The following is a 21,664-nucleotide window of genomic DNA, read 5'->3' as shown; positions in this document are numbered from 1 at the left end:
ATTTTTGACATCGGCGGCCCTGGACCCTCCCCCGCCCGCCTCCGTCCCGGGCTGGCCCGGTGAGGCACGATCGAGGGGTGAGCGATCCCGAGCTGCTGGTCCCCGCCCGCTACTGCGGACCCCCCGACTCCGGCAACGGCGGCTGGGTCAGCGGCAGCGTCGCGGCCCTGGCCGACCCCGGCACCGGCACCAGCACCGGGCACCGCTGGCCGTCGATCGAGGTGACCCTCACCGCACCGCCACCCCTCGACGTGGCGTTGCGCACCTCCCGGGAGACGCCGGAGGGTCCGCTGACGCTCTGCGCCGGCGAGACCACCGTCGCCGCAGCCCGCCCCTGGGCTACCGATCCCGACCCGGTGCCCCCGGTGAGCCCGGCCGTGGCGCGTGCCGCGGCCGCGGCGTTCTCCGGGGCCGGGCACCCCTTCCCCACCTGCTTCGTCTGCGGCCCCGACCGCGCCGAGGGCGACGGGCTGCGGATCTTTCCCGGCCCCAGCGGCGACGGCCCGGCGGACGCCCGCCGGGTGGCGGCGACCTGGACCCCCGACCGGAGCGACGCCGACGACACCGCTGGCCGCGCGTCGCTGCCGGTGACCTGGGCGGCCCTGGACTGTGCGGGCGGCTGGGCCGGCGGCATCGGCGAGCGGGTGATGGTGCTCGGCCGGATGACCGCGCGCATCGACCGGCTCCCGGCCCTCGACGAGGAGCACGTGGTGGTCGGCGAGGTCCGCGGCCACGAGGGCCGCAAGACCTTCGCCGCCACCAGCCTGTACGACGCGTCGGGCGCCCTGGTCGGGTGCGCCGCCCAGACCTGGATCGAGCTGCGATGAGCGAGCGGGACGCCGAGCACCAGCAGTGGTGGCGGCACGCGGTGACCTACGAGGTCTACGTGCGCAGCTTCGCCGACGCCGACGGCGACGGGGTCGGCGACCTGCCCGGCCTCACCGCCCGGCTGCCGCACCTGCGCGACCTGGGCGTCGACGCCCTGTGGATCACGCCGTTCTATCGCTCGCCGCAGCGCGACCACGGCTACGACGTCGCGGACTACACCGACGTCGACCCGCTCTTCGGGACCCTCGACGACGCCGACGCGCTGGTGGCGCGCGCCCACGAGCTGGACCTGCGGGTGATCGTCGACCTGGTCCCCAACCACACCTCCAGCGAGCACCCCTGGTTCCGCGCGGCCCTCGAGGCGGGCCCGGGCAGCCCCGAGCGGGCCCGCTACCTGTTCCGCGAGGGCCGCGGGGCGGACGGCAGCCTGCCTCCGAACAACTGGCGCTCGGTCTTCGGCGGGGCGGCCTGGACCCGGGTCCCCGACGGGCAGTGGTACCTGCACCTGTTCGACTCCTCCCAGCCCGACCTGAACTGGCGCAACCCCGAGGTCGGGGACATGTTCGAGTCGGTGCTCCGGTTCTGGCTGGACCGCGGCGTGGACGGCTTCCGGATCGACGTCGCGCACGGCCTGGTCAAGGAGGAAGGGCTGCGCGACCAGGTGGTCCCCGAGGGGTCCGAGCCCGGCAGCGCGGCCCCGACCGGCGGCTCGATGATCGAGCGGACGCTGCGCGACGAGCCGATGTGGGACCAGCCCGAGGTGCACGAGGTCTACCGGCGCTGGCGCCGGGTCCTCGACGAGTACGCCGGGCCGCGCGGCGACCGGATCCTGGTGGCCGAGGCGTGGACCCAGACGCCGGAGTCGATGGCCCGCTTCGTGCGTCCCGACGAGATGCACCAGGCCTTCAACTTCTCCTGGCTGCTGGCGCCGTGGTCGGCCGAGGCGTTCGCCGCGGTCGTCACCGGGACGCTGGAGGCGGTCGGCCCGGTCGGCGGCTCGCCGACCTGGGTGCTCAGCAACCACGACGTGATCCGCCACCCCACGCGGTACGGCGGCGGGCCGCGCGGACTGGCCCGGGCCCGGGCCGCGACGCTGACGATGCTGGCCCTGCCCGGCTCGGCGTACCTCTACCAGGGCGAGGAGCTCGGCCTGGAGGAGGTCGACGTGGCCCCCGAGCACCGGACCGACCCGTCCTGGTTCCGCACCGGCGAGGCCGGCCGCGACGGCTGCCGGGTCCCGCTCCCCTGGGACGGCGACGCTGCGCCGTACGGCTTCGGGCCGGGCACCGGCCAGCCCTGGCTGCCCCAGCCCGCGGGCTGGGGCCCCCGGAGCGTGGCCGCCCAGCAGGCGGACCCCGGCTCGACGCTGGCGTTCTACCGGGCGGCGCTCGCCGCCCGGCGCACCTTCGCGACGACCGCCGGCGAGAGCGTCACCGACCTGCGGGTCGAGGGCGCGGTGCTGAGCTTCCGACGCGGACCGGTGACCGTGGTGCTCAACTGCGGCAGCGAGGCGGTCCCGCTGCCGCCCGGCGAGGTGCTGGCCAGCAGCGCCCCCGCCGGGACGGTCCTCAGTCGGGATCTGCCTGCGGACTGCGCCGTCTGGCTTCGGGACCCAGCGGCTCGCTGAGCAGCGCGTTGTAGCGGGCGAGCGACTCGGCGAAGCCGGCGAGCTCCGCAGCGTCCCACTCGCCCAGGCGCTGGTCCAGCCAGGCGAGGCGCTCGTGGGAGACGTCCGCGAGCCGGCGCTTGGCCTCGGCGCTCACCGCCACCTGGGCGGCGCGCCGGTCCTCCGGGTCGGGGGTGCGCTCGGCGAGCTCGAGGTCCACGAGGTGCTGGACCTGGCGACTGATCGCGCCCTTGTCGACGTTGAAGGTCTCGGCGAGGTCGCTGGAGCGCATCGGGCCGTGCTGGGCGAGGTAGTCCAGCATCAGGTACGACGCCGGCTGCAGCGCCGGGTCGACGGCCCGGGCGCGCTCGCCGATCACCCGCTTGATCCGTCGGATCAGGACGCCGACCTCGCGCTCGACGGTGCGCAGCGACTCGGCGCGGTCCCGGTCGTCGGACCCGCTCACCGCTGCGCCTCCGCGTCGACGGTGTCAGCTGCGGTGTCCCCCACCGGAGCGGGCCGCTCCAGGCCGAGGGTGGTCCGCAGCGGGACCTCCTTGATGAACAGCACGCACAGGAAGGCGAGCGCCGCCGCCGGGGCCGCGATCAGGTACAGCTCGCCGATCGAGGCGCCGAAGCCGTGCTCCCAGATCTGCGCCTCCCACCCGGGCAGGCCCCGCAGGTCGGGGATCGCGTGGCTGCCGAAGTCGCCGCTCGGCATCCGCTGGGCCTGCTCGTAGCCGGCCGCCACCCGGTCCGCGACCTGGGTGCCGAGGATCGCCCCGAGGACGGAGACGCCGACCGAGCCACCCATGCTGCGGAAGAAGGCCACCACGGAACTGGCAGCGCCGAGGTCGGCCAGGGAGACGTTGTTCTGCACCGCGAGCACGAGGTTCTGCATGGTGGCGCCCATGCCGAGGCCGAGGACGCCCATGAACAGGCAGACGACCGGGAGGTGGGTGGTCTCGTCGATGGAGCCGAGCAGGGCGAGCCCGGCGACGACCAGGGCCATGCCGCCGACCAGCCAGCGCTTCCACACGCCAGTGCGGGTGATGACCCGGCCGCTGACCAGGCTGGAGAGCATCAGCGGGACGACCATGGCGATCGTCATCAGGCCGGCCTCGGTGGGCGACATCCCCCGGGCGAGCTGGAAGTACTGGCTGAGGTAGACCGTGGAGCCGAACATCGCGACGCCGACCAGGACCGAGGCGATCGTGGCGAGGGTCATCGTGCGGTCCGCGAAGAGCCGCATCGGGACCACCGGGTCGGCGGCCACCTTGATCTCGACATACACCGCGGCGACCAGGACGAGCACGCCCACGGCGACCAGGATCGCGGTGGTCGAGGACATCCAGTCGAACTGGTTGCCGGCCAGCGAGACCCAGACCAGCAGGATCGAGACGCCGGCCATGATCAGGGTCGCGCCGAGGTAGTCGATGCGCACCTCGCGCTTGATCACCGGCAGGTGCAGGGTCTTCTGCAGCAGCACGAACGCGACCGCCGCGAAGGGCAGCCCGATCGCGAAGCAGCCGCGCCAGCCCAGCGGGCTGTCGACGATCAGGCCGCCGACGAGCGGGCCGCTGATCGTGGCGACCGCGAAGACCGCGCCGATGTAGCCCGAGTAGCGCCCGCGCTCCCGGGGGCTCACCATCGTGGCGATGACGACCTGGACCAGGGCGGTCAGGCCGCCGATGCCCAGGCCCTGCACCACCCGGGCCCCGATCAGCACCTCCATGCTGTCGGCCAGCGTGGCCACGACCGACCCGACCGAGAAGATCACCAGCGCCGTCTGCACCAGCACCTTCTTGCTGAACAGGTCCGAGAGCTTGCCCCAGATCGGGGTGGTGGCGGTCATCGCCAGCAGCGTCGCGACCACCACCCAGGTGTAGCCGGTCTGGCTGCCGTCCAGGTCGGTCACGATGCGGGGCAGCGCGTTGCTGACGACGGTGCTGGAGAGCATCGCCACGAACATCGCCAGGAGCAGCCCGGAGAGCGCCTCCAGGATCTGGCGGTGGGTCATCGCCACCTCGCCGGAGGCGGAGGATGCGGGGGGTGCGGGGTGGGTCACGGGCTCTCGCTTCACGGCCGGTCAAAGGTTGTCCCGATCAACTTTATTCCGACGGTTCCACTCCTCGGCCACGACCCCCGGACACCGACGCCCCGGACACCGACGACCCCGGACACGCAGCGACCCGCAGGCGTGGCCGCGGACCTGAAGTCCGGCGGGCCGCCCCCGGGGGACGTTCCCGGGTTCGCCTGCGGGTCGGGCAGCTGCTGTGGATTCGCCAGCAGCGTCACGGGCACTCGGCCCGATCGTCCTGCTGGGCTGCTAGCGGGCAGCCACCTCACGCGTCCTGAAAGAACTCATTCCTCGGACCACCTCCTTTCCCGTGTACGACGACCGTAGATCGCCGCCGCGGGCCGCACAAGGCGATTTGCAGCTCTGTGCGTCGACCGGATCCGCGCCCCGGAGTCAGGTACTGGGGACCGCCTCGCCCTCGAACTGCGAGCGGTACAGCCGCGCGTACGCGCCCTGCGCGGCGAGCAGGTCGTCGTGGCTGCCCTGCTCCACGATCGCGCCGGCCTCCATGACCAGGATCAGGTCCGCGTCGCGGATCGTGGAGAGCCGGTGGGCGATCACGAACGAGGTGCGGTCGGTGCGCAGCGCGGCCATCGCCTGCTGCACGAGCAGCTCGGTGCGGGTGTCCACCGAGGACGTCGCCTCGTCGAGGATCAGCAGGGCCGGGTCGGTCAGGAACGCGCGGGCGATCGTGATCAGCTGCCGCTCCCCCGCCGACAGGTTCGCGCCGTCCTCGTCGACCACCGTGTCGTAGCCCTGCGGGAGCGAGTGCACGAACCTGTCGACGTACGTCGCCCGGGCGGCGGCGAGCACCTCGTCCTCGCTCGCCTCGGGCCGGCCGTAGGCGATGTTCTCGCGGATCGTGCCGCCGAAGAGCCAGGCGTCCTGGAGCACCATCCCGACCCGGCTGCGCAGCTCGGCGCGCGGCAGCGTGGCGACGTCCACGCCGTCCACGGTGATCCGTCCGCCGTCGAGCTCGTAGAAGCGCATCACGAGGTTCACCAGCGTGGTCTTGCCGGCGCCGGTCGGCCCGACGATCGCGACCGTCTGGCCCGGACGGGCCACGAACGACAGGTCGGTGATCAGCGGCCGCTCGGGGTCGTAGGAGAACGTGACGTCCTCGAAGGCCACCTCGCCGCGGGTGACGGCGGGGGCGCCGCTCGACGGCGGGTCCGGGGACTCCTCCTCGGCGTCGAGCAGCTCGAAGACCCGCTCGGCGGAGGCCACCCCGGACTGGAGCAGGTTCACCATGCTCGCGACCTGGGTGAGCGGCTGGTTGAACTGGCGGGCGTACTGCACGAACGCCTGCACCTCGCCCAGGGTCAGCGACCCGCTCGCGACCCGGAGCCCGCCGATGACGGCGATCAGGACGTAGCCGAGGTTCCCGACGAACATCATCGCCGGCATGATCAGGCCGCTGACGAACTGCGCGCCGAAGCTCACCCGGAACAGCTCGTCGTTCTCCCGGCCGAAGGTCTGCTCGACCTCGGCCCGGCGGCCGTAGACCGAGACCAGCGCGTGACCGGAGAACGCCTCCTCGACCTGGGAGTTCAGGACGCCGGTGCGCCGCCACTGGGCGACGAACTGGCCCTGGGAGCGCTTCATGATCGCGCGGGTGATCAGCAGCGAGATCGGGACCGAGACCAGCGAGACCAATGCCAGCGCCGGGGAGATCCACAGCATCATCGAGAGCACCGCGAGGATCGTCAGCACCGCGGTGAGCAGCTGGCTCATCGTCTGCTGCAGGCTCTGGCTGATGTTGTCGATGTCGTTGGTGACCCGGCTCAGCAGCTCCCCGCGCGAGGACTTGTCGACCGCCGCCAGCGGCAGCCGGTGGATCTTGGCCTCCACGTCGGCGCGCATGCCGCGCACGGCGTTCTGGACCACGCCGGTGAGCAGGTAGCCCTGGAGCCAGCCCAGCAGGGACGCGCCGAGATAGACCGCGGCGACCAGCATCAGGACCTGGCCGACGGCGCCGAAGTCGACGCCCGCGCCGGGGACGACGTCCTGGCCGCGGATCGCCTCCGGCAGCTCGGACTCCGGGGTGCCGGCCGGCAGGTCGCCGGCGAGCACGCCGCTGAAGATCAGGTCGGTGGCGTGGCCGAGCAGCCGGGGCCCGATCGCGGTGAGCAGCACCGAGACCACGCCGAGCACGATCACCAGCGCCACCGCGGTCCGGTCCGGGCGCAGCCGGGCGGCCAGGCGGCGGGCCGAGGGTCCGAACGTCATCGCCTTCTGGGCGACCATGCCGGCTCCGGGGCCGCCCGGCCCGCGCCCGGGGCCGCCGGCCGGTGCCTGGATCCGCTCGGTGCTGCGCAGGCCGCCGCTCTGGCGCTCGCTCATGCCACTCCTCCGGTCGCCTCGACGCCGAGCTGCGAGGCGACGATCTCCTGATAGGTGGGGCACTCGGCGAGCAGCTGCGCGTGCGTCCCCTCGCCGACCACGCGGCCGTCGTCGAGGACCACGATCAGGTCGGCCTCGAGGATCGAGGAGACCCGCTGCGCCACGACCACGACCGTCGCGTCGCGGGTGATCGGCCGCAGCGCCGCCCGCAGCCGGGCGTCGGTGGCCACGTCGAGGGCCGAGAAGGCGTCGTCGAGCAGGTAGATGGCCGGGCGCCGCACGACCGCGCGGGCGATCGCCAGGCGCTGGCGCTGGCCGCCGGAGAAGTTGCTGCCGCCCTGGGAGACCGGGGCGTCGAGCCCCTCGGGGGACGCCGCCACGAAGTCGCGGGCCTGCGCGATCTCGAGCGCCTCCCACAGCTCCTCCTCGGTCGCCTCCGGGCGGCCGTGGAGCAGGTTGCTGCGCACCGTGCCGCTGAACAGCCAGGCCCGCTGCGGCACCAGGCCGATCTGCGCCCACAGCTCCTCGGCGCGCCAGCGGCGTACGTCGGTGCCGCCGACGCGCACCGCGCCGACGGTGGCGTCGACCAGCCGCGGCACCAGGTTGACCAGCGTGGTCTTGCCGGACCCGGTGGACCCGACCACGGCCACGGTCTGCCCCGGCCGGGCCGAGAAGGAGACCTCGGCCAGCACCGGCGCGTCCGCGCCCGGATAGGCGAAGCTGACCCGGTCCAGGTCCAGCCAGCCCCGGCGGGCCGGGTCGGGCTCCACCGGGTCGGCCGGCGGGGTCACCGAGGTGCGGGTGTCGAGAACCTCGGCGACCCGTTCCGCGCAGACCGCGGAGCGCGGGACCTGCATGAGCATGAAGGTGGCCATCACCACCGACATGAAGATCAGCATCAGGTAGGACAGGAACGCGGTGAGCGCGCCGACGCCCATCTGGCCCTCGTCCACCCGGTGGCCGCCGAACCAGATCACCGCGACGCTGGCCATGTTGACCACGAGCAGACCGAGCGGGAAGAGCGTGGCCATCCAGCGGCCGGCGCGCACCGCCACCTCGGTCAGGTCGTCGTTGGCCCGGGCGAAGCGCCGGGTCTCGTCGCGCTCGCGGACGAACGCCCGGACCACGCGGATCCCGGCGATCTGCTCGCGCAGGATCCGGTTCACCTCATCGATGCGGACCTGCATCAGCCGGAAGCTCGGCACCATCCGGGAGACCACGCCCGCGACGCACACGCACAGCGCCGGCACGGTCACCGCCAGCACCCAGCCCAGGCCGAGGTCCTCGCGCAGCGCCATCACCACGCCACCGACCATCATGATCGGCGAGGTCACCGCGATGATCGAGGCCATCGCGACCAGCATCTGCACCTGCTGGACGTCGTTGGTGGTCCGGGTGATCAGCGACGGGGCCCCGAAGTGGGCGACCTCGCGGGCCGAGAAGGTGCCGACCCGATGGAAGAGCGCGGCGCGCAGGTCCCGGCCCAGGCTCATCGCGGCGCGGCCGCCGTACCAGGCGGCGCCCACCGAGCAGAGCAGCTGGACCGCCGAGACCGCGAGCATCACGGCGCCGACGCGCCAGATGTAGCCGGTGTCCCCGGCGGCGACGCCGTTGTCGATGATGTCGGCGTTGAGGCTCGGCAGGGTGAGCGCGGCGATCACGCCGAGCCCCTGGAGGACCACGACCGCGACCAGCCAGGTGCGGTACGGCGCGAGGTGGGTGCGCAGCAGGCGGACGAGCATCAGGACTCCTCGCCCTCGGGGCGCCGCAACAGGCCGTGCAGGACGGTGCGCACGGCGGCCTCGGCACCGAGCGTACGCCCGTCGGAGAGCTCGGGATGGCTGCCGACGAAGACCAGGAGCCGCAGCCGGTGCACGAACTCCTCGGCCGGGACGTCGAGGAGGTCGGCGTCCGCGCCCACGATCTCGACCATCAGCGCGGTGAGCCGCTCGAGGTGGGACTCGCGGTGGACGGCTGCCGGGCTCGACTCCGGCGGGCGGACCAGCCCCACCTTCGCCATCAGGTCGAACGTCGCGCGGTAGCGCGCCTGCAGCACCTCGGCGACCAGCACCATCCGCTGCTCGAACGGGGCGTCCCGGTCGATCTCGGCCAGCCGGTCCAGGACCTCCCCGGGGACGAACGCGCGCTCGATGGCCGCGGCGACCAGCTCCTCCTTGGAGGCGCAGGCCCGGAAGATCGTGCCCTCGGCGATCCCGGCGGCCTGCGCGATCTGCCGGGTGGTCACGTCGCGACCGTGCTCGCGCAGCAGCTCCAGGGTGACGTCGACCAGCGCCTCGCGACGCCGCTCGGCCGGCATCGGCGTGGCCCGGGGTGGCGTCATGGCGGCCACCTTAAGTGAGTGAGCACTCACTCACGAGTGGTTTCCACGGATCGGCCCGCTCAGGGCGCGAGCCGCTCGGTGCGCCAGCCGTCCGCCGCTCGTCGGTACACCAGCCGGTCGTGCATCCGGCCCGGCCGGCCCTGCCAGAACTCGACGGCGTCCGGGCGCACGACGTACCCGCCCCACTCGTCGGGCACCGGCACCTCCCCGCCCGCGAAGCGCTCGGCCGCCCGGTCGTGGGCCGCGAGCAGCTCCTCGCGGCCGCCGACCACCCGCGACTGGCGCGACGCCCAGGCCCCGAGCTGGGAGCCCCGCGGCCGACCGGCGAAGTACGTCGCGACCGCGTCGGGCCCCAGGGGCGTGGCGACGCCGTCGACGCGGACCTGCCGCTCGAGCGGGTGCCAGGGGAACAGCAGCGCGCAGCGCGGGTTGGCGGCCAGCTCGCGGCCCTTGCGGGAGGCCTGGTTGGTGTAGAAGACGAAGCCGGCCGCCGAGAGGCCCTTGAGCAGCACCATCCGTGAGGACGGCACCCCGTCGGCGTCGGCGGTGGCGACCACCATCGCGTTGGGCTCGTGCATCCCCGAGGCGAGCGCCTCGCCCAGCCAGCGGCGGAACATGGCCTCCGGGTCCGGGTCGAGGTCCGCCTCCACGAGCCCGGCCCGGGCGTACTCCTCGCGCAGCTCGGCCAGGTCGAGGTCGGGCTCGTGGTCCGGGTCACGGTCGGGCATGGGCAACACCGTAGTTCGGGGGCAGAATGCCGGAGGCCCATCCCGCAGACGAAGGACGCGCACGCCATGAGCGAGGTACAGCACGGACTGGAGGGCGTCGTCGCCTTCGAGACGCAGATCGCGGAACCGGACAAGGAGGGCTCGGCGCTGCGCTACCGCGGCGTCGACATCGAGGACATCGTCGGGCGGGTCCCGTTCGAGAACGTGTGGGGCCTGCTCATCGACGGCAGCTACAGCCCCGGCCTGCCGCCCGCCGAGGCGTTCAACCTGCCCGTGCACACCGGGGACGTGCGGGTCGACGTCCAGGCCGCGATCGCGATGCTCGCGCCGGCGTTCGGCTTCCGCCAGACCTACGACATCTCCGACGAGCAGGCCCGTGAGGACCTCGCCCGGGTCGCGGTGATGGTGCTCTCCTACGCTGCCCAGTCCGCGCGCGGGCTGCACCGGCCGGTGGTGCCGCAGTCGGTGGTCGACGAGGGCGCCAGCCTCGCGGAGAAGTTCCTGCTGCGCTGGAAGGGCGAGGCCGACCCCCAGCACGTCAAGGCGATCGACGCCTACTGGTCCAGCGCCGCCGAGCACGGCATGAACGCCTCGACCTTCACCGCCCGGGTGATCACCTCCACCGGCGCCGACGTCGCGGCGGCGTTCTCCGGCGCCATCGGCGCCATGTCGGGCCCGCTCCACGGCGGCGCCCCCTCGCGGGTGCTCGGCATGATCGAGGACGTCGAGAGGTCCGGCGACGCGCGCGCCTACGTCAAGGGCCTGCTCGACTCCGGGGAGCGGCTGATGGGCTTCGGGCACCGGGTCTACCGCGCCGAGGACCCCCGCGCGCGGGTGCTGCGGCGGACCGCCCGCGAGCTCGACGCGCCGCGCTACCAGGTCGCCGAGGAGCTGGAGAAGGCCGCGCTGGCCGAGCTGCGCGAGCGCCGTCCGGACCGGGTCCTGGAGACGAACGTGGAGTTCTGGGCCGCGATCGTCCTGGACTTCGCCGAGGTGCCGGCGCCGATGTTCACCTCGATGTTCACCTGCGCCCGCACCGGCGGCTGGTCGGCCCACATCCTGGAGCAGAAGCGCACCGGCCGACTGATCCGCCCCTCCGCCGTGTACGCCGGCCCCGCCCCCCGCCCCGCCGACGCCGTCGACGGCTGGCGGACGGAGTGGGCCGACTGAGGGGGCGGGGGATCGGACCGGTCGAGGCTCAGTCGACCCGCTTGGCGAAGCAGCGCGAGATCGGGGAGTCCTGGTAGTAGCCGAAGCCGGGGATCTGGAGGTAGCCGGCGGACTCGTAGAGCGCGATCGCCTCCGGCTGGCGGGTCCCGGTCTCCAGCACCAGCGCGGCGTAGCCGGCCTCGGCCGCGGTGGCCTCCAGGTGCGAGAGCATCCGGCGGGCGTGCCCCTGCCGCTGCGCCGCGGGCACGACGTACATCCGCTTGATCTCGGCGGTCCGGGTGGTGCCGAGCGCCGCCACCCCGGACTCGCGCCAGGCGCCGGTCGCGACAGCCGTCTCGCCGAGGTAGCCGACGAAGAAGCTGCCCACGGGCGGCACGAACATCAGCGGGTCGATCGGGCTCTCGTCGGGGCCGCCGTAGCGGGCGACGTACTCCTCCTGGACCTGCGCCATCAGCCGCATCGCGTCCTGGTGGCCGTAGTCGACCCGGACGATCGTGAGGCCTCCGGCCTGCGGGGAGGTCGACTCCACAGCGGTCACCAGAACCTCGTCTCGTGCTCGGGCGTACGCCGTGCGCGCGGCGTCCGGGCCGCCGGCGCGGCCGCATCCATGATGCCGCGGCCCCGTCCGCGGACCGGCTCCGGGTTCGGTCGCGCCGGTGCGGGGCTGACAGAATGAGCGGGCCACACCACGCGACCTCCGGAAGGCAGCTCATGACCGAGGCCCTGCGCATCCCCGCCGACCTGCTCCCCGCGGACGGCCGCTTCGGTGCGGGCCCGTCGAAGATCCAGACCTCCCACGTCGACGCCCTCGCGGCCACCGGCACCTCGCTGATGGGCACCTCGCACCGCCAGGCGCCGGTGCGCGACCTGGTCGGCCGGGTGCGCGCGGGACTCGCCGAGCTGTTCTCGCTGCCGGACGGCTACGAGATCGTGCTCGGCATCGGCGGGGCGACGGCGTTCTGGGACATCGCGACCTACGGGCTGATCGAGCGCCGCAGCCAGCACCTGCAGTTCGGCGAGTTCACCTCGAAGTTCGCCCGGGCCGCGGCCGCCGCGCCGTGGCTGGCCGAGCCGAGCGTGATCGCCAGCGCCCCGGGCACCCGCCCGTCCCCGGTCGCCGAGGACGGGATCGACGTCTACGCCTGGGCGCACAACGAGACGTCCACGGCCGTGATGGCGCCCGTGGCCCGTCCCGCCGGGACCAGCTCCGAGAGCGCGCTCGTGCTCATCGACGCGACCTCCGGTGCCGGCGGCCTCCCGGTGGACCTCACCGAGTGCGACGTCTACTACTTCGCGCCGCAGAAGTGCTTCGCCTCCGACGGCGGGCTGTGGCTGGCCGCGATGTCCCCGGCCGCCCTGGACCGCGCCGCCCGGATCGCGGCCTCGCCGCGGCACGTGCCGGCGTTCTTCGACCTGCCGACCGCCATCGAGCAGTCCACGAAGAACCAGACCTACAACACGCCGTCGATCGCCACGCTGTTCCTGATGGCCGAGCAGCTGGACTGGATGCTCGCCAACGGCGGCCTGGCCGGGATGGTCGGGCGCACCACCCGTTCCTCCCAGGCGCTCTACGGATGGGCCGAGACGAGCCCGTTCGCCTACCCCTACGTCGCCGACCCCGACCACCGCTCGCTGGTCATCGGCACCATCGACTTCGAGGAGCCGGTCGACGCCGCGGCGATCGCCGCCGTGCTCCGGGCCAACGGGGTCGTGGACACCGAGCCGTACCGCAAGCTCGGGCGCAACCAGCTGCGGATCGCGATGTACCCCGCCGTCGACCCGGCCGACGTCGCGGCGCTCACCGCCTGCATCGACTGGGTGGTCGAGCGGCTCTGAGCCGAGCGCGCCCCGCCGGCTGGGCCTACGGTGGGGTCATGTACCTGGAGAACCTCGTCGTCGACGCCGCGCAGCCGCAGCGGTTGGGCCGGTTCTGGGAGGCGGCGCTCGGCGCCGAGCGGCTCACCGACGAGCCCGAGGGGTTCGAGACCCGGGTCGCCGTCGAGGGCGGGCCGGTGCTCGACGTGTGCTTCCAGCGGGTCGCCGAGCCGGCGACCGAGCCGCCGCGCCTGCACCTGGACCTGGCCGGCGGGACCCGTCAGGCCGAGGAGGTCGAGCGGCTGCTGGGGCTCGGCGCCCGGCACCTCGACATCGGTCAGGGCGACGTGCCGTGGGTGGTGCTCGCCGACCCCGAGGGCAACCCGTTCTGCGTGCTCGAGGACCGGGCGACGTACGCCGGCGCCGGGCCGGTCGCCGCGCTCCCGCTCGCCTCGGCGGACCCGGACCGGGACGCGGTGTTCTGGTCCTGGCTGACCGGTTGGACCGCCACGGACGGCGACGCACCCCGGTCGCTGCGGCACCCGTCGCTGCGCGGCCCGCTCCTCGAGCTGTCCCCGGAGCCGGCACCCAAGAGCAGCGCCAAGAACCGGCTGCACCTCGACCTCCGCCTCGAGGCCGGCGACGAGCTCGACGGTCCCGACGGCATCGCCGCGGGCATCGCCGAGCGCGGCGGCCGCGAGCTGCACCTGGGCTGGGGCGACCTGCCCTGGCGGCACTTCGCCGACCCCTCCGGCAACGAGTTCTGCGTGCTGCCGGCGCGGTCCTGAGCCGACCGGCTCAGCCCACCGCCCGCCGCACCACGTCGTACGCCGCGCGCCCGTACGCCACGAGCCGCACCTCCTCGACCCCGGTGCCTCGCTGTTCCGCGGCGGCGACCCCCTCCAGGGCGGCCGCCACGGACTCCTCGTCGCTCCAGCCGTAGGCCCCCGCCCCGACCAGCGGGAACGCGATCGTCCGCGCGCCCAGCTCGTCGGCCGCCTCCAGCGCCCGCACGTAGCAGGAGAGCAACTGGGACCGGTCCGTCTCGCCCGCGTTCCGGTTGGGCCCGACCACGTGCACCACCCACCGCGCCGGCAGGTCCCCGGCGTCGGTCCAGCCCGCGTCGCCGGTCGCCAGGCCGTGCGGGAAGCGGCGCACGCAGTCGGCCAGCACCGCGGGGCCGCCGACCCGGTGGATCGCCCCGTCGACTCCTCCCCCGCCGCGCATCCCCCGGTTAGCCGCGTTGACGACCGCGTCCACCTCCTGGTCGGTGATGTCGCCCTGGATCGCCGTGACCCGCATCCTCATGCCTCTCTCAGCAGCTCGAGCGTGGCGGCCTCCAGGGCCGCCTGGCGCTCGTCGGGGGTGTCGTACTCCTGGCCGGTCGTCCCGATGATCGTCCGGCCCTCCTCGTAGGCCTCGATGACCCGCGGGTCGACGTAGGAGGACCGGGCCAGGGTCGGGGTGTTCCCGAGGAAGCTCGACACCTCCTTCATCGCGGTGCTCACCGCCCGGCGGCGCGAGGCCTGGGTGGCTCCCGGCTCGTCGGTCTCGGCCAGCGCCGCCGCGGCCAGCACCGTCGCGTGCCAGGTGCGGAAGTCCTTCGCGGTGGCCTCGATCCCGGTGCTGCTCCGGATGTACTCGTTGACCAGCGCCGGCAGCAGGTCGCGCCAGCTGCGGCCCTCGCGGTAGGAGAGCAGGCGCCCCGCGCCGCGGCGCCGGCGCATCGCCTCGATGGTCTCGACGACGACCGCGTCGTCGATCTCGATGCGGTGCTCGACCCCGGACTTCCCGACGAACCCGAAGACCAGCCGGTCCTGGCGCCGGCGCACGTGCCGCCGCTCCAGCGTCGTCAGCCCGAAGCTGCCGTTGGTGTCGGCGTACACGTCGTTGCCGATGCGGAAGTAGCCCAGGTCCAGCAGCCGCACGGCGGCCGCGCAGGCCCGCTCCAGCGGCATCCCCTCGCGGCCCAGGTCGGTGACCACCAGGTCCCGGGCCTGGGCCAGCGCGGCGCCGAACGCGAGCATCCGGTCGAACTTCTCCGCGTCGCGGCGCTCGCGCCAGGCCGGGTGGTAGAGGTACTGGCGTCGCCCGGCGGCGTCGGTGCCGACCGCCTGCAGGTGACCGTTCGGGTGCGGCGTGACCCAGACGTCGGTCCAGGCCGGCGGGATCACCAGGTCGCGCACCCGCTGGGCGTCGTCCGCGTCGAGGCGGGTGCCGTGCTGGTCGAGGTAGACGAAGCCGCGACCGGCCCGGCGGCGGGTCCACCCCGGCTGGTCCGGGGAGGTACGACGCAGGCGCGGCATGGCGGCTCGGTAGCCGGGCCCCGTTCCGGACAAACCTGCCCGGCGTTGGAACGGGCGGGTCAGCGGCGCCCGCGGGCCCGGCGCCACCCGAGCAACGCGGCCGAGCCCACCAGCGCGACGACCAGCACGCCCAGGAGGAGCATCAGCACTCCGGCGCCGATCCAGGGCCACTGCACGCCGGTCAGGTCGGGCTCCTCGCCGACCGCGTCCTGGGCGTCCGACTGCTCGGGCGGGGCCGGCGGGGTGGCCGGAGCCGACGGGGTAGCCGGGGCCAGGGCCGCCGCCAGCTCGGCAGGCACCGGCACCCGGGCGACCGGCGAGTGCAGCCCCTCGGTGCTGACGTAGACCTGGCCGTCGGCGGCGACCGCGATCCCCTCGCCCTGGGGCTGGTCGGGCAGCTCGAGCTCCCCCACCTGCCCCAGCGACGGCCAGGCCAGCACGGTCGCGCCGCGGTAGCCGCGGACCACCAGGTGCCGCCCGTCGGGGAAGAACGCCGCGTCGGTGGCGATCGCGGGCGCCGAGCCGACCGCGCGCAGCCGGTTCGGGCGGTCCGCGTCCAGGCGCCGCGGCGCGACCTCGACGACCCCGCCGAAGAAGCTCTTGGTGATCACGACCAGCTGGCCGGTGACCGGGTGCGCCAGCAGGCTCTCGGCGTCCGCGGCGCCGTCGGCGTGGACCAGCTCGTAGCGCTGCGGGTCGACCTCCCGGTCGCCCCGGCCGACCGGCACCCGCAGCACCTCGACAAAGTCGCGGGCGCCGCGGTTGTCCCCGATGTCGCCGACCCACACCTCGCCCGGACCGGCGGGCGCGAGCGCCTCGACGTCGGTGGGCTCCGCGGCCCAGCTGGTGGTGCCGACGGTCTCGCCGGCGGCGTCGACGGCGAAGACCCGGCCGGCGTCCCCGGAGTCGTTGACGGTCACGAACAGGTCGTCGGTGACGACCAGCCCGCTGGACTCCACGATCGCGGGGTCGGCGAGCTCGAAGACCACGTCTCCGTCGTCGGCCGGCGGTGCGGCGGCCGCGCCCAGCAGGAACGGCACCGCGACGACCAGCGCGAGCAGCCGGTCAGGCATCGGGCCCGGCGCCGGCCGCCAGCAGCTCGGCAAGCCGGGGCCGCACCGACCAGGCGGCCACCAGCTCGTCGTACTCCGAGCGGAGCCCGCCGCCGGAGACCCGGCCGCCGGTCCGGACGGCGCGCAGCAGCGTGTTGCGCGGGGTGTGCTCGCTCTCCACGAACTGCACCACGTCGACCCGGTAGCCCTCCAGCCGCAACAGCGAGGCCCGCAGCGCGTCGGTCAGGGTGTCCGCGAACCGCTCGCGCAGGATGCCGTGCCGGGTCAGCGCGGCGTACGGCGCCGGAGTGGGCGCCTTGCGCAGCTGGGCGGCGATGTCGTGGTGGCAGCACGGCGCCGCCAGCACGACCGAGGCGCCCCAGCCCACGGCCCGGGCCAGCGCCTCGTCGGTGGCGGTGTCGCAGGCGTGCAGCGCCAGCACCACCTCGGGGTCGCGCTCCAGCCGGACGCCGCCGATGCTGCCGACGACGAACTGCGCCTCGGCGAGGCCGGCCTGGTCGGCCAGCTGCCGGGCGACCCCGGTGTTGTGCTCGCGCGACTGCTCCTTGACGTCCACGCCGGTCACCTCGACCGGCAGCCCGCGCACGTCGCTGAGGAAGCGCTGCGCGGCGAAGGTCAGGTAGGCGTTGCCGCAGCCGAGGTCGACGACCCGCAGCGGGTCCTCGGGCGTCGGCCGGCGCAGGTGCCCCTTGTCCAGCGCCTCGGTGATCGAGGCGTCCAGGAGCCGCAGGAACTCCTCGACCTGGCGGTACTTCGCCTGCCGGCTCGGCTTGAGCCGGCCCTGGGCGTCGGTGAGCCCGAGCACCGCGAAGACCGGGTCGTCGGCGGCGAGCAGCCGCTCCTTGCCGCGGTCGTGGCCGCGGCCGACCTCGACCGGGGCAGTGCGCTCGGTCGAGTGCAGCAGCGCCTCGAGCTTCTTGGTGACCCGGACCTGGTGGCTGTGGGTGGTGGTCTCCACGTGCCAGTTGCCGAACGGCTCGTCGAGCAGCGCGTCGACGGCCTCGCGGGCCGGCTCCCCCACCGGGTGGTTCGCGGTGTGCGCCTGGGTCTCGTCGTACGCCGTGACCTGCAGGTGGCGGCCGGCCTTGAGGTCGACGTAGCGCAGCTCGATCCGCTTCCAGCGGGGCTGTCGGCCCTTCTGGCGCCCGGAGCCGACCGCCCGGACCAGCCGGTCGGGGTCGAGCAGGTGGCTGCGCATCTGCGCCAGCACCCGCAGCAGCGGCTCGCTCACAGGACCGCGGCCACCACGACGATCACCAGCAGCAGACCCAGGCAGAGCGGGATGACGAGGCGTCGCTGGCGGGGGCTCACGCCTCCAGTCTAGAAGCGAACAGCTCGGCCAGGTGCATCGCCGGGACCCCGGCAAGGTCGTCGAGCTGGACCCGGCACGACATCCCGTCCGCCAGCACCACCGCGTCGGGCTGGGCCCGCACGGCCGGCAGCAGGTGGGTCTCCGCGACCGCGACCGACACCTCGTAGTGCCCCTGCTCCATGCCGAAGTTCCCGGCCAGGCCGCAGCAGCCCGCCACCCGGGTGACCCGCGCACCGGCCCGGCGCAGCAGCTCCTCGTCGGCGGCCCAGCCGAGCACCGAGGACTGGTGGCAGTGCGGCTGGGCGACGACCTCGACCCCGGTCAGGTCCGGCGGCTCGACCTCGAGCCGGGCGAGCACCTCGGCGAAGGTGAGCACCCCGTCCGCGACGACCGCGGCCGCCGGATCGTCGGTGAGCTCGACGGCGTCCGAGCGCAGCGTGGCCAGGCAGGACGGCTCCAGCCCGACGACCGGCACCCCGCTGGCGACGTACGGCGCCAGGGTGCGGACCGTGCGGGTCATGATCGAGCGCGCCTTGTCGAGCTGGCCGGTGGTCACCCAGGTCAGCGCGCAGCAGGCGCTCTCGTCGATGACCCGGACCCGCAGCCCCCGGGCTTCGAGGAACCGGATCGCGGCGTGCCCACTGTCGGGCAGGAAGTGGTCGGTGAACGAGTCCGCCCAGACCCAGACGTCCGGCTGCTCCGCGGACCCCGGGGCGGGAGCCGGCGTGGTCTCCGCGGCGCGCCGGCTGCGGCGCAGCGTGGTGGGAGCGAAGGTCGGGATCGAGCGGCGCTGGTCGATGCCGGCCACCGCCCGGGCGACGGTGGCGAGCGGCCGCAGTCGCAGCGCGGCGTTGGCGACCGGCGCGAGCGGCGCGGTCAGCGCCGCCCAGCGGGGCAGTCGGCCGAGCAGGTAGTGCCCGCGGGGGCGGACCTTGCCCGCATAGGTCTGGTGCAGCACCTCGGACTTGTAGGTCGCCATGTCGACACCGGTCGGGCAGTCCGAGGAGCAGCCCTTGCAGGACAGGCACAGGTCCAGCGCCTCGTGCACGGCCGGGTCGGCAGGCCCCTTGACCAGGGCGCCGTCGAGGGCCTCCTGCAGCACCCGGGCCCGGCCGCGGGTGGAGTCCTTCTCCTCGCGGGTGGCCAGGTAGGAGGGGCACATCACGCCGGCGGTCGAGGGCGCCACGCACTTGCCGACCCCGGTGCACCGGTGCACTGCGTTGCCGAACGAGCCGTCGTCGTGGAGGAAGCGCAGCGCGGTGCGCGGCTCCTGGCGCGGGCGCGCCGGTCGCAGGTCGGCGTCCAGCGGGGCGGGGTCAACCAGCACCCCGGGGTTGAGCACGCCGGCCGGGTCGCAGATCGCCTTGACCGCGCCGAAGAGCCGCACCGACTCCTCGCCGTACATGATCGGCAGCAGCTCCGAGCGGTGCCGCCCGTCGCCGTGCTCGCCGGACAGCGAGCCGCCGTACTCGGCGAGCTTGTGGGCCCCGGCGGTCATGAAGTCGCGGAACGACGCGCCGCCGTCGGCGAATGTGAAGTCGATGCGCACGTGCACGCAGCCGTCGCCGAAGTGGCCGTACGGCACGCCGTCGAGGTCGTGGGCCTTGAGCAGCGCGTCGAAGTCGCGCAGCCAGGCGCCGAGCTGCTGGGGCGGGACCGCGGCGTCCTCCCACCCGGAGTACGCCGGGGTCGGCAGGCTGCGGGCGGCCAGGCCGGCGCCGTCCTCGCGGATCCGCCACAGCGCGGCGGCCTCGGCGGCGGAGGTGACCACCGCGTGGTCGAGGGACCCGGCGGCCTCGATCACGGTCGTGAGCAGGGCCGGGTCGACGACCTCGACGAAGAGCCAGCCGGCCCCGCGGGGCAGGTCGGGCACGGCCCCGCCGCGAGCACGGACCAGCTCGACGATCCGGGCGTCGAGGCCCTCGCAGGCCACCATCCCGGTGCCGTCGGTGGATGCGGTGCCGGACACGTCGCCCTGGCCGACCGCGGCCAGCAGCGCCGGCACCGCGTCGGCCGCCTCGAACATGCTCGGGTAGCCGAGCACCACGAGGTGCCGCTCGACCTCGGGGACCAGGCGGACGGTGGCCCGGCGCACCAGCGCCAGGGTGCCCTCGGAGCCGACCAGGAACCGGTCCACCGAGCGCCGCTCCGGCAGCAGGTGCTCCAGGGAGTAGCCGCTGACCTGGCGCGAGAAGCGGCCGAAGGAGGTGCGGACGTGGCCCAGGTGGCCCTCGACCAGGGCGGCGAGCCGGCCGGGCACGTCGCCGTCGGCGGCGTACGCCGCGTCCAGCGCGACCACGTTGTCGGAGGTGCGGCCGTAGCCCAGCGCGCGGGAGCCGCAGGCGTTGTTGCCGATCATCCCGCCGATCGTGCAGCGGGTGTGCGTGGACGGGTCCGGCCCGAAGCGCAGCCCGTGCGGCGCGGCGGCGCGCTGCAGGCGGGCGTGCACCACGCCGGGCTCGACGACAGCGGTGCGCGCCTCGGGGTCGATCTCCCCGATCCGGTTCAGGTGCCGCAGGGTGTCCACGACGATGCCCGGGCCGACGGCGTTGCCGGCGATCGAGGTGCCGGCGCCGCGCATGGTCAGCGGCACCCCGAGGGTGCGCGCGGCGTCGAGCAGCGCGTCGAGCTCGTCGACGTGGCGCGGGTGCGCCACCGCCCGCGGCACCACGCGGTACAGCGAGGCGTCCGAGGAGTGCAGCGCCCGCGCGAGCGTGGAGTCCTCGACGTCCGTGACGCCGCGCCGGCGCAGCTCGGCGAGCAGGTCCCCGGCCTCCGGACCGGCGCTCACCAGTGTTCCATCGAGCCGCGGAAGACGCCGGCGAGGTCCTCGGCGTCGACCGCCCGGGGCGCGGTCGCCAGCAGCCGCTGCTGCTTCAGCGCCCCGTCGACCAGCCCGGTCACGTCGTCTTCGCCGTAGCCCACTTCGGCCAGGCCGTTCGGGATGCCGATGTCGCGCATCAGCCGGGTCAGCACCCCCGGCAGCGCGTCGGGGCCCGCGCCCAGGTCCGCGCCGGGCTCGAGGATCCGCGCGGCGCGCAGGTGCCGGTCGGGGTCGGCGTCGAAGGTGAACCGGAACGCCTCGGGCGCCGTCAGCGAGACCGCCATGCCGTGCGGCACGATCGGCTCGTCGTCGGGGTAGTCGGCCGGGCGGAAGTCCCGGACCCGGCCGGCGATCGGATAGGCGTTGGCGTGCGGGATGTGCACGCCGGCGTTACCGAAGCCGAGCCCGGCGAAGGTCGCCGCCATCGCCATCTGCTCCCGGGCAACCGTGAGGTCGCCGTCGCCCCGCACCGCGGTGCGGAACGCACCGGCCAGCAGCGACATCGCCTTCTCCGACCACATGTCCGCGACCGGGTTGGCGCCGCAGTAGGGCACCCGCTGCTCCGGGGTCTTCGCGTCGAAGTCGGCGTACCAGCGGGCGGTGTAGGACTCCAGCGCGTGGCAGAGGATGTCCATGCCGGACGCGGCGGTCACCATCGCCGGCTGGGTGGCGCTCAGCGCCGGGTCCACGACGGCCAGCCGGGGCCGCAGCGCGGGGTGGCTGATGCCGGTCTTGACCTGGAGCGCAAGCACGTCGAGCACGCAGATCGTGGTGCTCTCCGCGCCGGTGCCGGTGGTGGTCGGGACCGCGACCAGCGGCAGCAGCGGCCGGCTCGGTGCCAGCGCCCGGCCCACCGGCGCGTTGACGTAGTCCATCAGCTCGCCGGGGTTGGTGGTCAGCAGGTTGACCGCCTTCGCGGTGTCGATGGCCGAGCCGCCGCCCACCGCGAGGATCGCGTCGAAGGGCCCGGCGTCGCGGGCGAACTCGATCGCGTCGGTGAACGACTCGTCGGTCGGCTCCACCCGCACCCGGTCGTACGTCGTCACCTGCAGGCCGCGGGCGGTGACCTGCTCCGCGATCCGGGCCGGATGGCCGGTGGCGGCGACCCCGGGGTCGGTCACCAGGAGCACGCGGCGGGCGCCGAAGCCCGCCAGGTCGTAGCCGACCTCGGCGGATGCGCCGATCCCGAACTTCAGCGCCGGCGCGGCGTAGGTGAAGACAGTCTCGTGCACGCGGGCC

Annotated in this window: 18 protein-coding genes; 5 read left to right on the top strand and 13 right to left on the bottom strand. The window is 74.4% G+C overall.

Annotation, left to right across the window (positions count from 1 at the left end; translation table 11 throughout):
* The first annotated feature begins 77 nt into the window (after nucleotides 1-77).
* Together EBO35_RS02430 and EBO35_RS02425 are read left to right on the top strand one after the other, a co-directional pair.
* Nucleotides 78-827, top strand: coding sequence for a hypothetical protein (locus EBO35_RS02430; RefSeq protein ID WP_122816313.1), 750 nt, complete (start codon nucleotides 78-80; stop codon nucleotides 825-827).
* Nucleotides 824-2,455, top strand: a complete 1,632-nt coding sequence (locus EBO35_RS02425; RefSeq protein ID WP_122816312.1) for a glycoside hydrolase family 13 protein — start codon at nucleotides 824-826, stop codon at nucleotides 2,453-2,455. Before EBO35_RS02430 ends, EBO35_RS02425 begins: the two co-directional genes overlap by 4 nt.
* Here the strand turns inward: EBO35_RS02425 and EBO35_RS02420 are convergent.
* The 6 genes from EBO35_RS02420 to pdxH form a co-directional block, all read right to left on the bottom strand.
* On the bottom strand, nucleotides 2,397-2,900 hold the full coding sequence (locus EBO35_RS02420; RefSeq protein WP_122816311.1) for a MarR family winged helix-turn-helix transcriptional regulator: 504 nt from the start codon (nucleotides 2,898-2,900) through the stop codon (nucleotides 2,397-2,399). The two genes, EBO35_RS02425 and EBO35_RS02420, sit on opposite strands and share 59 nt — an antisense overlap.
* The gene (locus EBO35_RS02415) at nucleotides 2,897-4,501 is read right to left on the bottom strand and encodes an MDR family MFS transporter (protein ID WP_317983519.1); all 1,605 of its coding nucleotides are present in this window, start codon (nucleotides 4,499-4,501) and stop codon (nucleotides 2,897-2,899) included. Before EBO35_RS02415 ends, EBO35_RS02420 begins: the two co-directional genes overlap by 4 nt.
* 405 nt (nucleotides 4,502-4,906) lie before the next feature.
* The gene (locus EBO35_RS02410; RefSeq protein ID WP_122816309.1) at nucleotides 4,907-6,856 is read right to left on the bottom strand and encodes an ABC transporter ATP-binding protein; all 1,950 of its coding nucleotides are present in this window, start codon (nucleotides 6,854-6,856) and stop codon (nucleotides 4,907-4,909) included.
* On the bottom strand, nucleotides 6,853-8,598 hold the full coding sequence (locus tag EBO35_RS02405; RefSeq protein WP_122816308.1) for an ABC transporter ATP-binding protein: 1,746 nt from the start codon (nucleotides 8,596-8,598) through the stop codon (nucleotides 6,853-6,855). Before EBO35_RS02405 ends, EBO35_RS02410 begins: the two co-directional genes overlap by 4 nt.
* Nucleotides 8,598-9,197 carry a TetR/AcrR family transcriptional regulator gene (locus tag EBO35_RS02400; protein WP_122816307.1) on the bottom strand — a complete coding sequence of 200 codons (600 nt, stop codon included), beginning with the start codon at nucleotides 9,195-9,197 and terminating at the stop codon, nucleotides 8,598-8,600. Before EBO35_RS02400 ends, EBO35_RS02405 begins: the two co-directional genes overlap by 1 nt.
* Nucleotides 9,198-9,256: 59 nt before the next feature.
* Nucleotides 9,257-9,925, bottom strand: coding sequence for a pyridoxamine 5'-phosphate oxidase (gene pdxH / locus EBO35_RS02395; protein WP_122816306.1), 669 nt, complete (start codon nucleotides 9,923-9,925; stop codon nucleotides 9,257-9,259).
* A 66-nt stretch (nucleotides 9,926-9,991) separates the two neighbouring features.
* On the opposite strand from pdxH, the gene EBO35_RS02390 reads away from it, so the two are divergent.
* A complete protein-coding gene (locus tag EBO35_RS02390; RefSeq protein WP_122816305.1) occupies nucleotides 9,992-11,095 on the top strand; it encodes a citrate synthase 2 in 1,104 nt (367 codons plus the stop codon).
* A 28-nt stretch (nucleotides 11,096-11,123) separates the two neighbouring features.
* Here EBO35_RS02390 and EBO35_RS02385 read toward each other — a convergent pair whose 3' ends face one another.
* Complete coding sequence (locus EBO35_RS02385; RefSeq protein ID WP_241153826.1) at nucleotides 11,124-11,633, bottom strand: GNAT family N-acetyltransferase; 510 nt, start codon at nucleotides 11,631-11,633, stop codon at nucleotides 11,124-11,126.
* Nucleotides 11,634-11,806: 173 nt separating this feature from the next.
* Here EBO35_RS02385 and serC point away from each other — a divergent pair, with 173 nt between their 5' ends.
* Together serC and EBO35_RS02375 are read left to right on the top strand one after the other, a co-directional pair.
* Nucleotides 11,807-12,931, top strand: a complete 1,125-nt coding sequence (gene serC / locus EBO35_RS02380; RefSeq protein WP_122816304.1) for a phosphoserine transaminase — start codon at nucleotides 11,807-11,809, stop codon at nucleotides 12,929-12,931.
* Nucleotides 12,932-12,969: 38 nt separating this feature from the next.
* Complete coding sequence (locus EBO35_RS02375; protein WP_122816303.1) at nucleotides 12,970-13,698, top strand: VOC family protein; 729 nt, start codon at nucleotides 12,970-12,972, stop codon at nucleotides 13,696-13,698.
* Between the two features lie 10 nt (nucleotides 13,699-13,708).
* Here the strand turns inward: EBO35_RS02375 and EBO35_RS02370 are convergent, their stop codons facing one another.
* From EBO35_RS02370 to EBO35_RS02345, 6 genes are all read right to left on the bottom strand, one after another.
* Complete coding sequence (locus EBO35_RS02370; protein WP_241153825.1) at nucleotides 13,709-14,218, bottom strand: macro domain-containing protein; 510 nt, start codon at nucleotides 14,216-14,218, stop codon at nucleotides 13,709-13,711.
* Entirely contained in the window at nucleotides 14,215-15,216 is a 1,002-nt protein-coding gene (locus tag EBO35_RS02365) for a DNA topoisomerase IB (protein WP_122816301.1), read from the bottom strand. Before EBO35_RS02365 ends, EBO35_RS02370 begins: the two co-directional genes overlap by 4 nt.
* A gap of 59 nt (nucleotides 15,217-15,275) precedes the next feature.
* Nucleotides 15,276-16,289 carry a hypothetical protein gene (locus EBO35_RS02360; protein WP_164477766.1) on the bottom strand — a complete coding sequence of 338 codons (1,014 nt, stop codon included), beginning with the start codon at nucleotides 16,287-16,289 and terminating at the stop codon, nucleotides 15,276-15,278.
* Nucleotides 16,282-17,520, bottom strand: coding sequence for a class I SAM-dependent methyltransferase (locus EBO35_RS02355; RefSeq protein ID WP_122816299.1), 1,239 nt, complete (start codon nucleotides 17,518-17,520; stop codon nucleotides 16,282-16,284). Before EBO35_RS02355 ends, EBO35_RS02360 begins: the two co-directional genes overlap by 8 nt.
* A 76-nt stretch (nucleotides 17,521-17,596) precedes the next feature.
* On the bottom strand, nucleotides 17,597-20,392 hold the full coding sequence (locus EBO35_RS02350) for an FAD-binding and (Fe-S)-binding domain-containing protein (RefSeq protein ID WP_206422641.1): 2,796 nt from the start codon (nucleotides 20,390-20,392) through the stop codon (nucleotides 17,597-17,599).
* Nucleotides 20,389-21,657, bottom strand: coding sequence for a hydroxyacid-oxoacid transhydrogenase (locus tag EBO35_RS02345; RefSeq protein WP_122819222.1), 1,269 nt, complete (start codon nucleotides 21,655-21,657; stop codon nucleotides 20,389-20,391). Before EBO35_RS02345 ends, EBO35_RS02350 begins: the two co-directional genes overlap by 4 nt.
* Nucleotides 21,658-21,664 lie beyond the last annotated feature (7 nt).

Source organism: Nocardioides pantholopis, from assembly GCF_003710085.1.
Classification (GTDB): Bacteria; Actinomycetota; Actinomycetes; order Propionibacteriales; family Nocardioidaceae; genus Nocardioides; species Nocardioides pantholopis.
The sequence above is the reverse complement of the archived record's forward strand: the minus strand, read 5'-3'. Positions and strand labels throughout refer to the sequence as shown.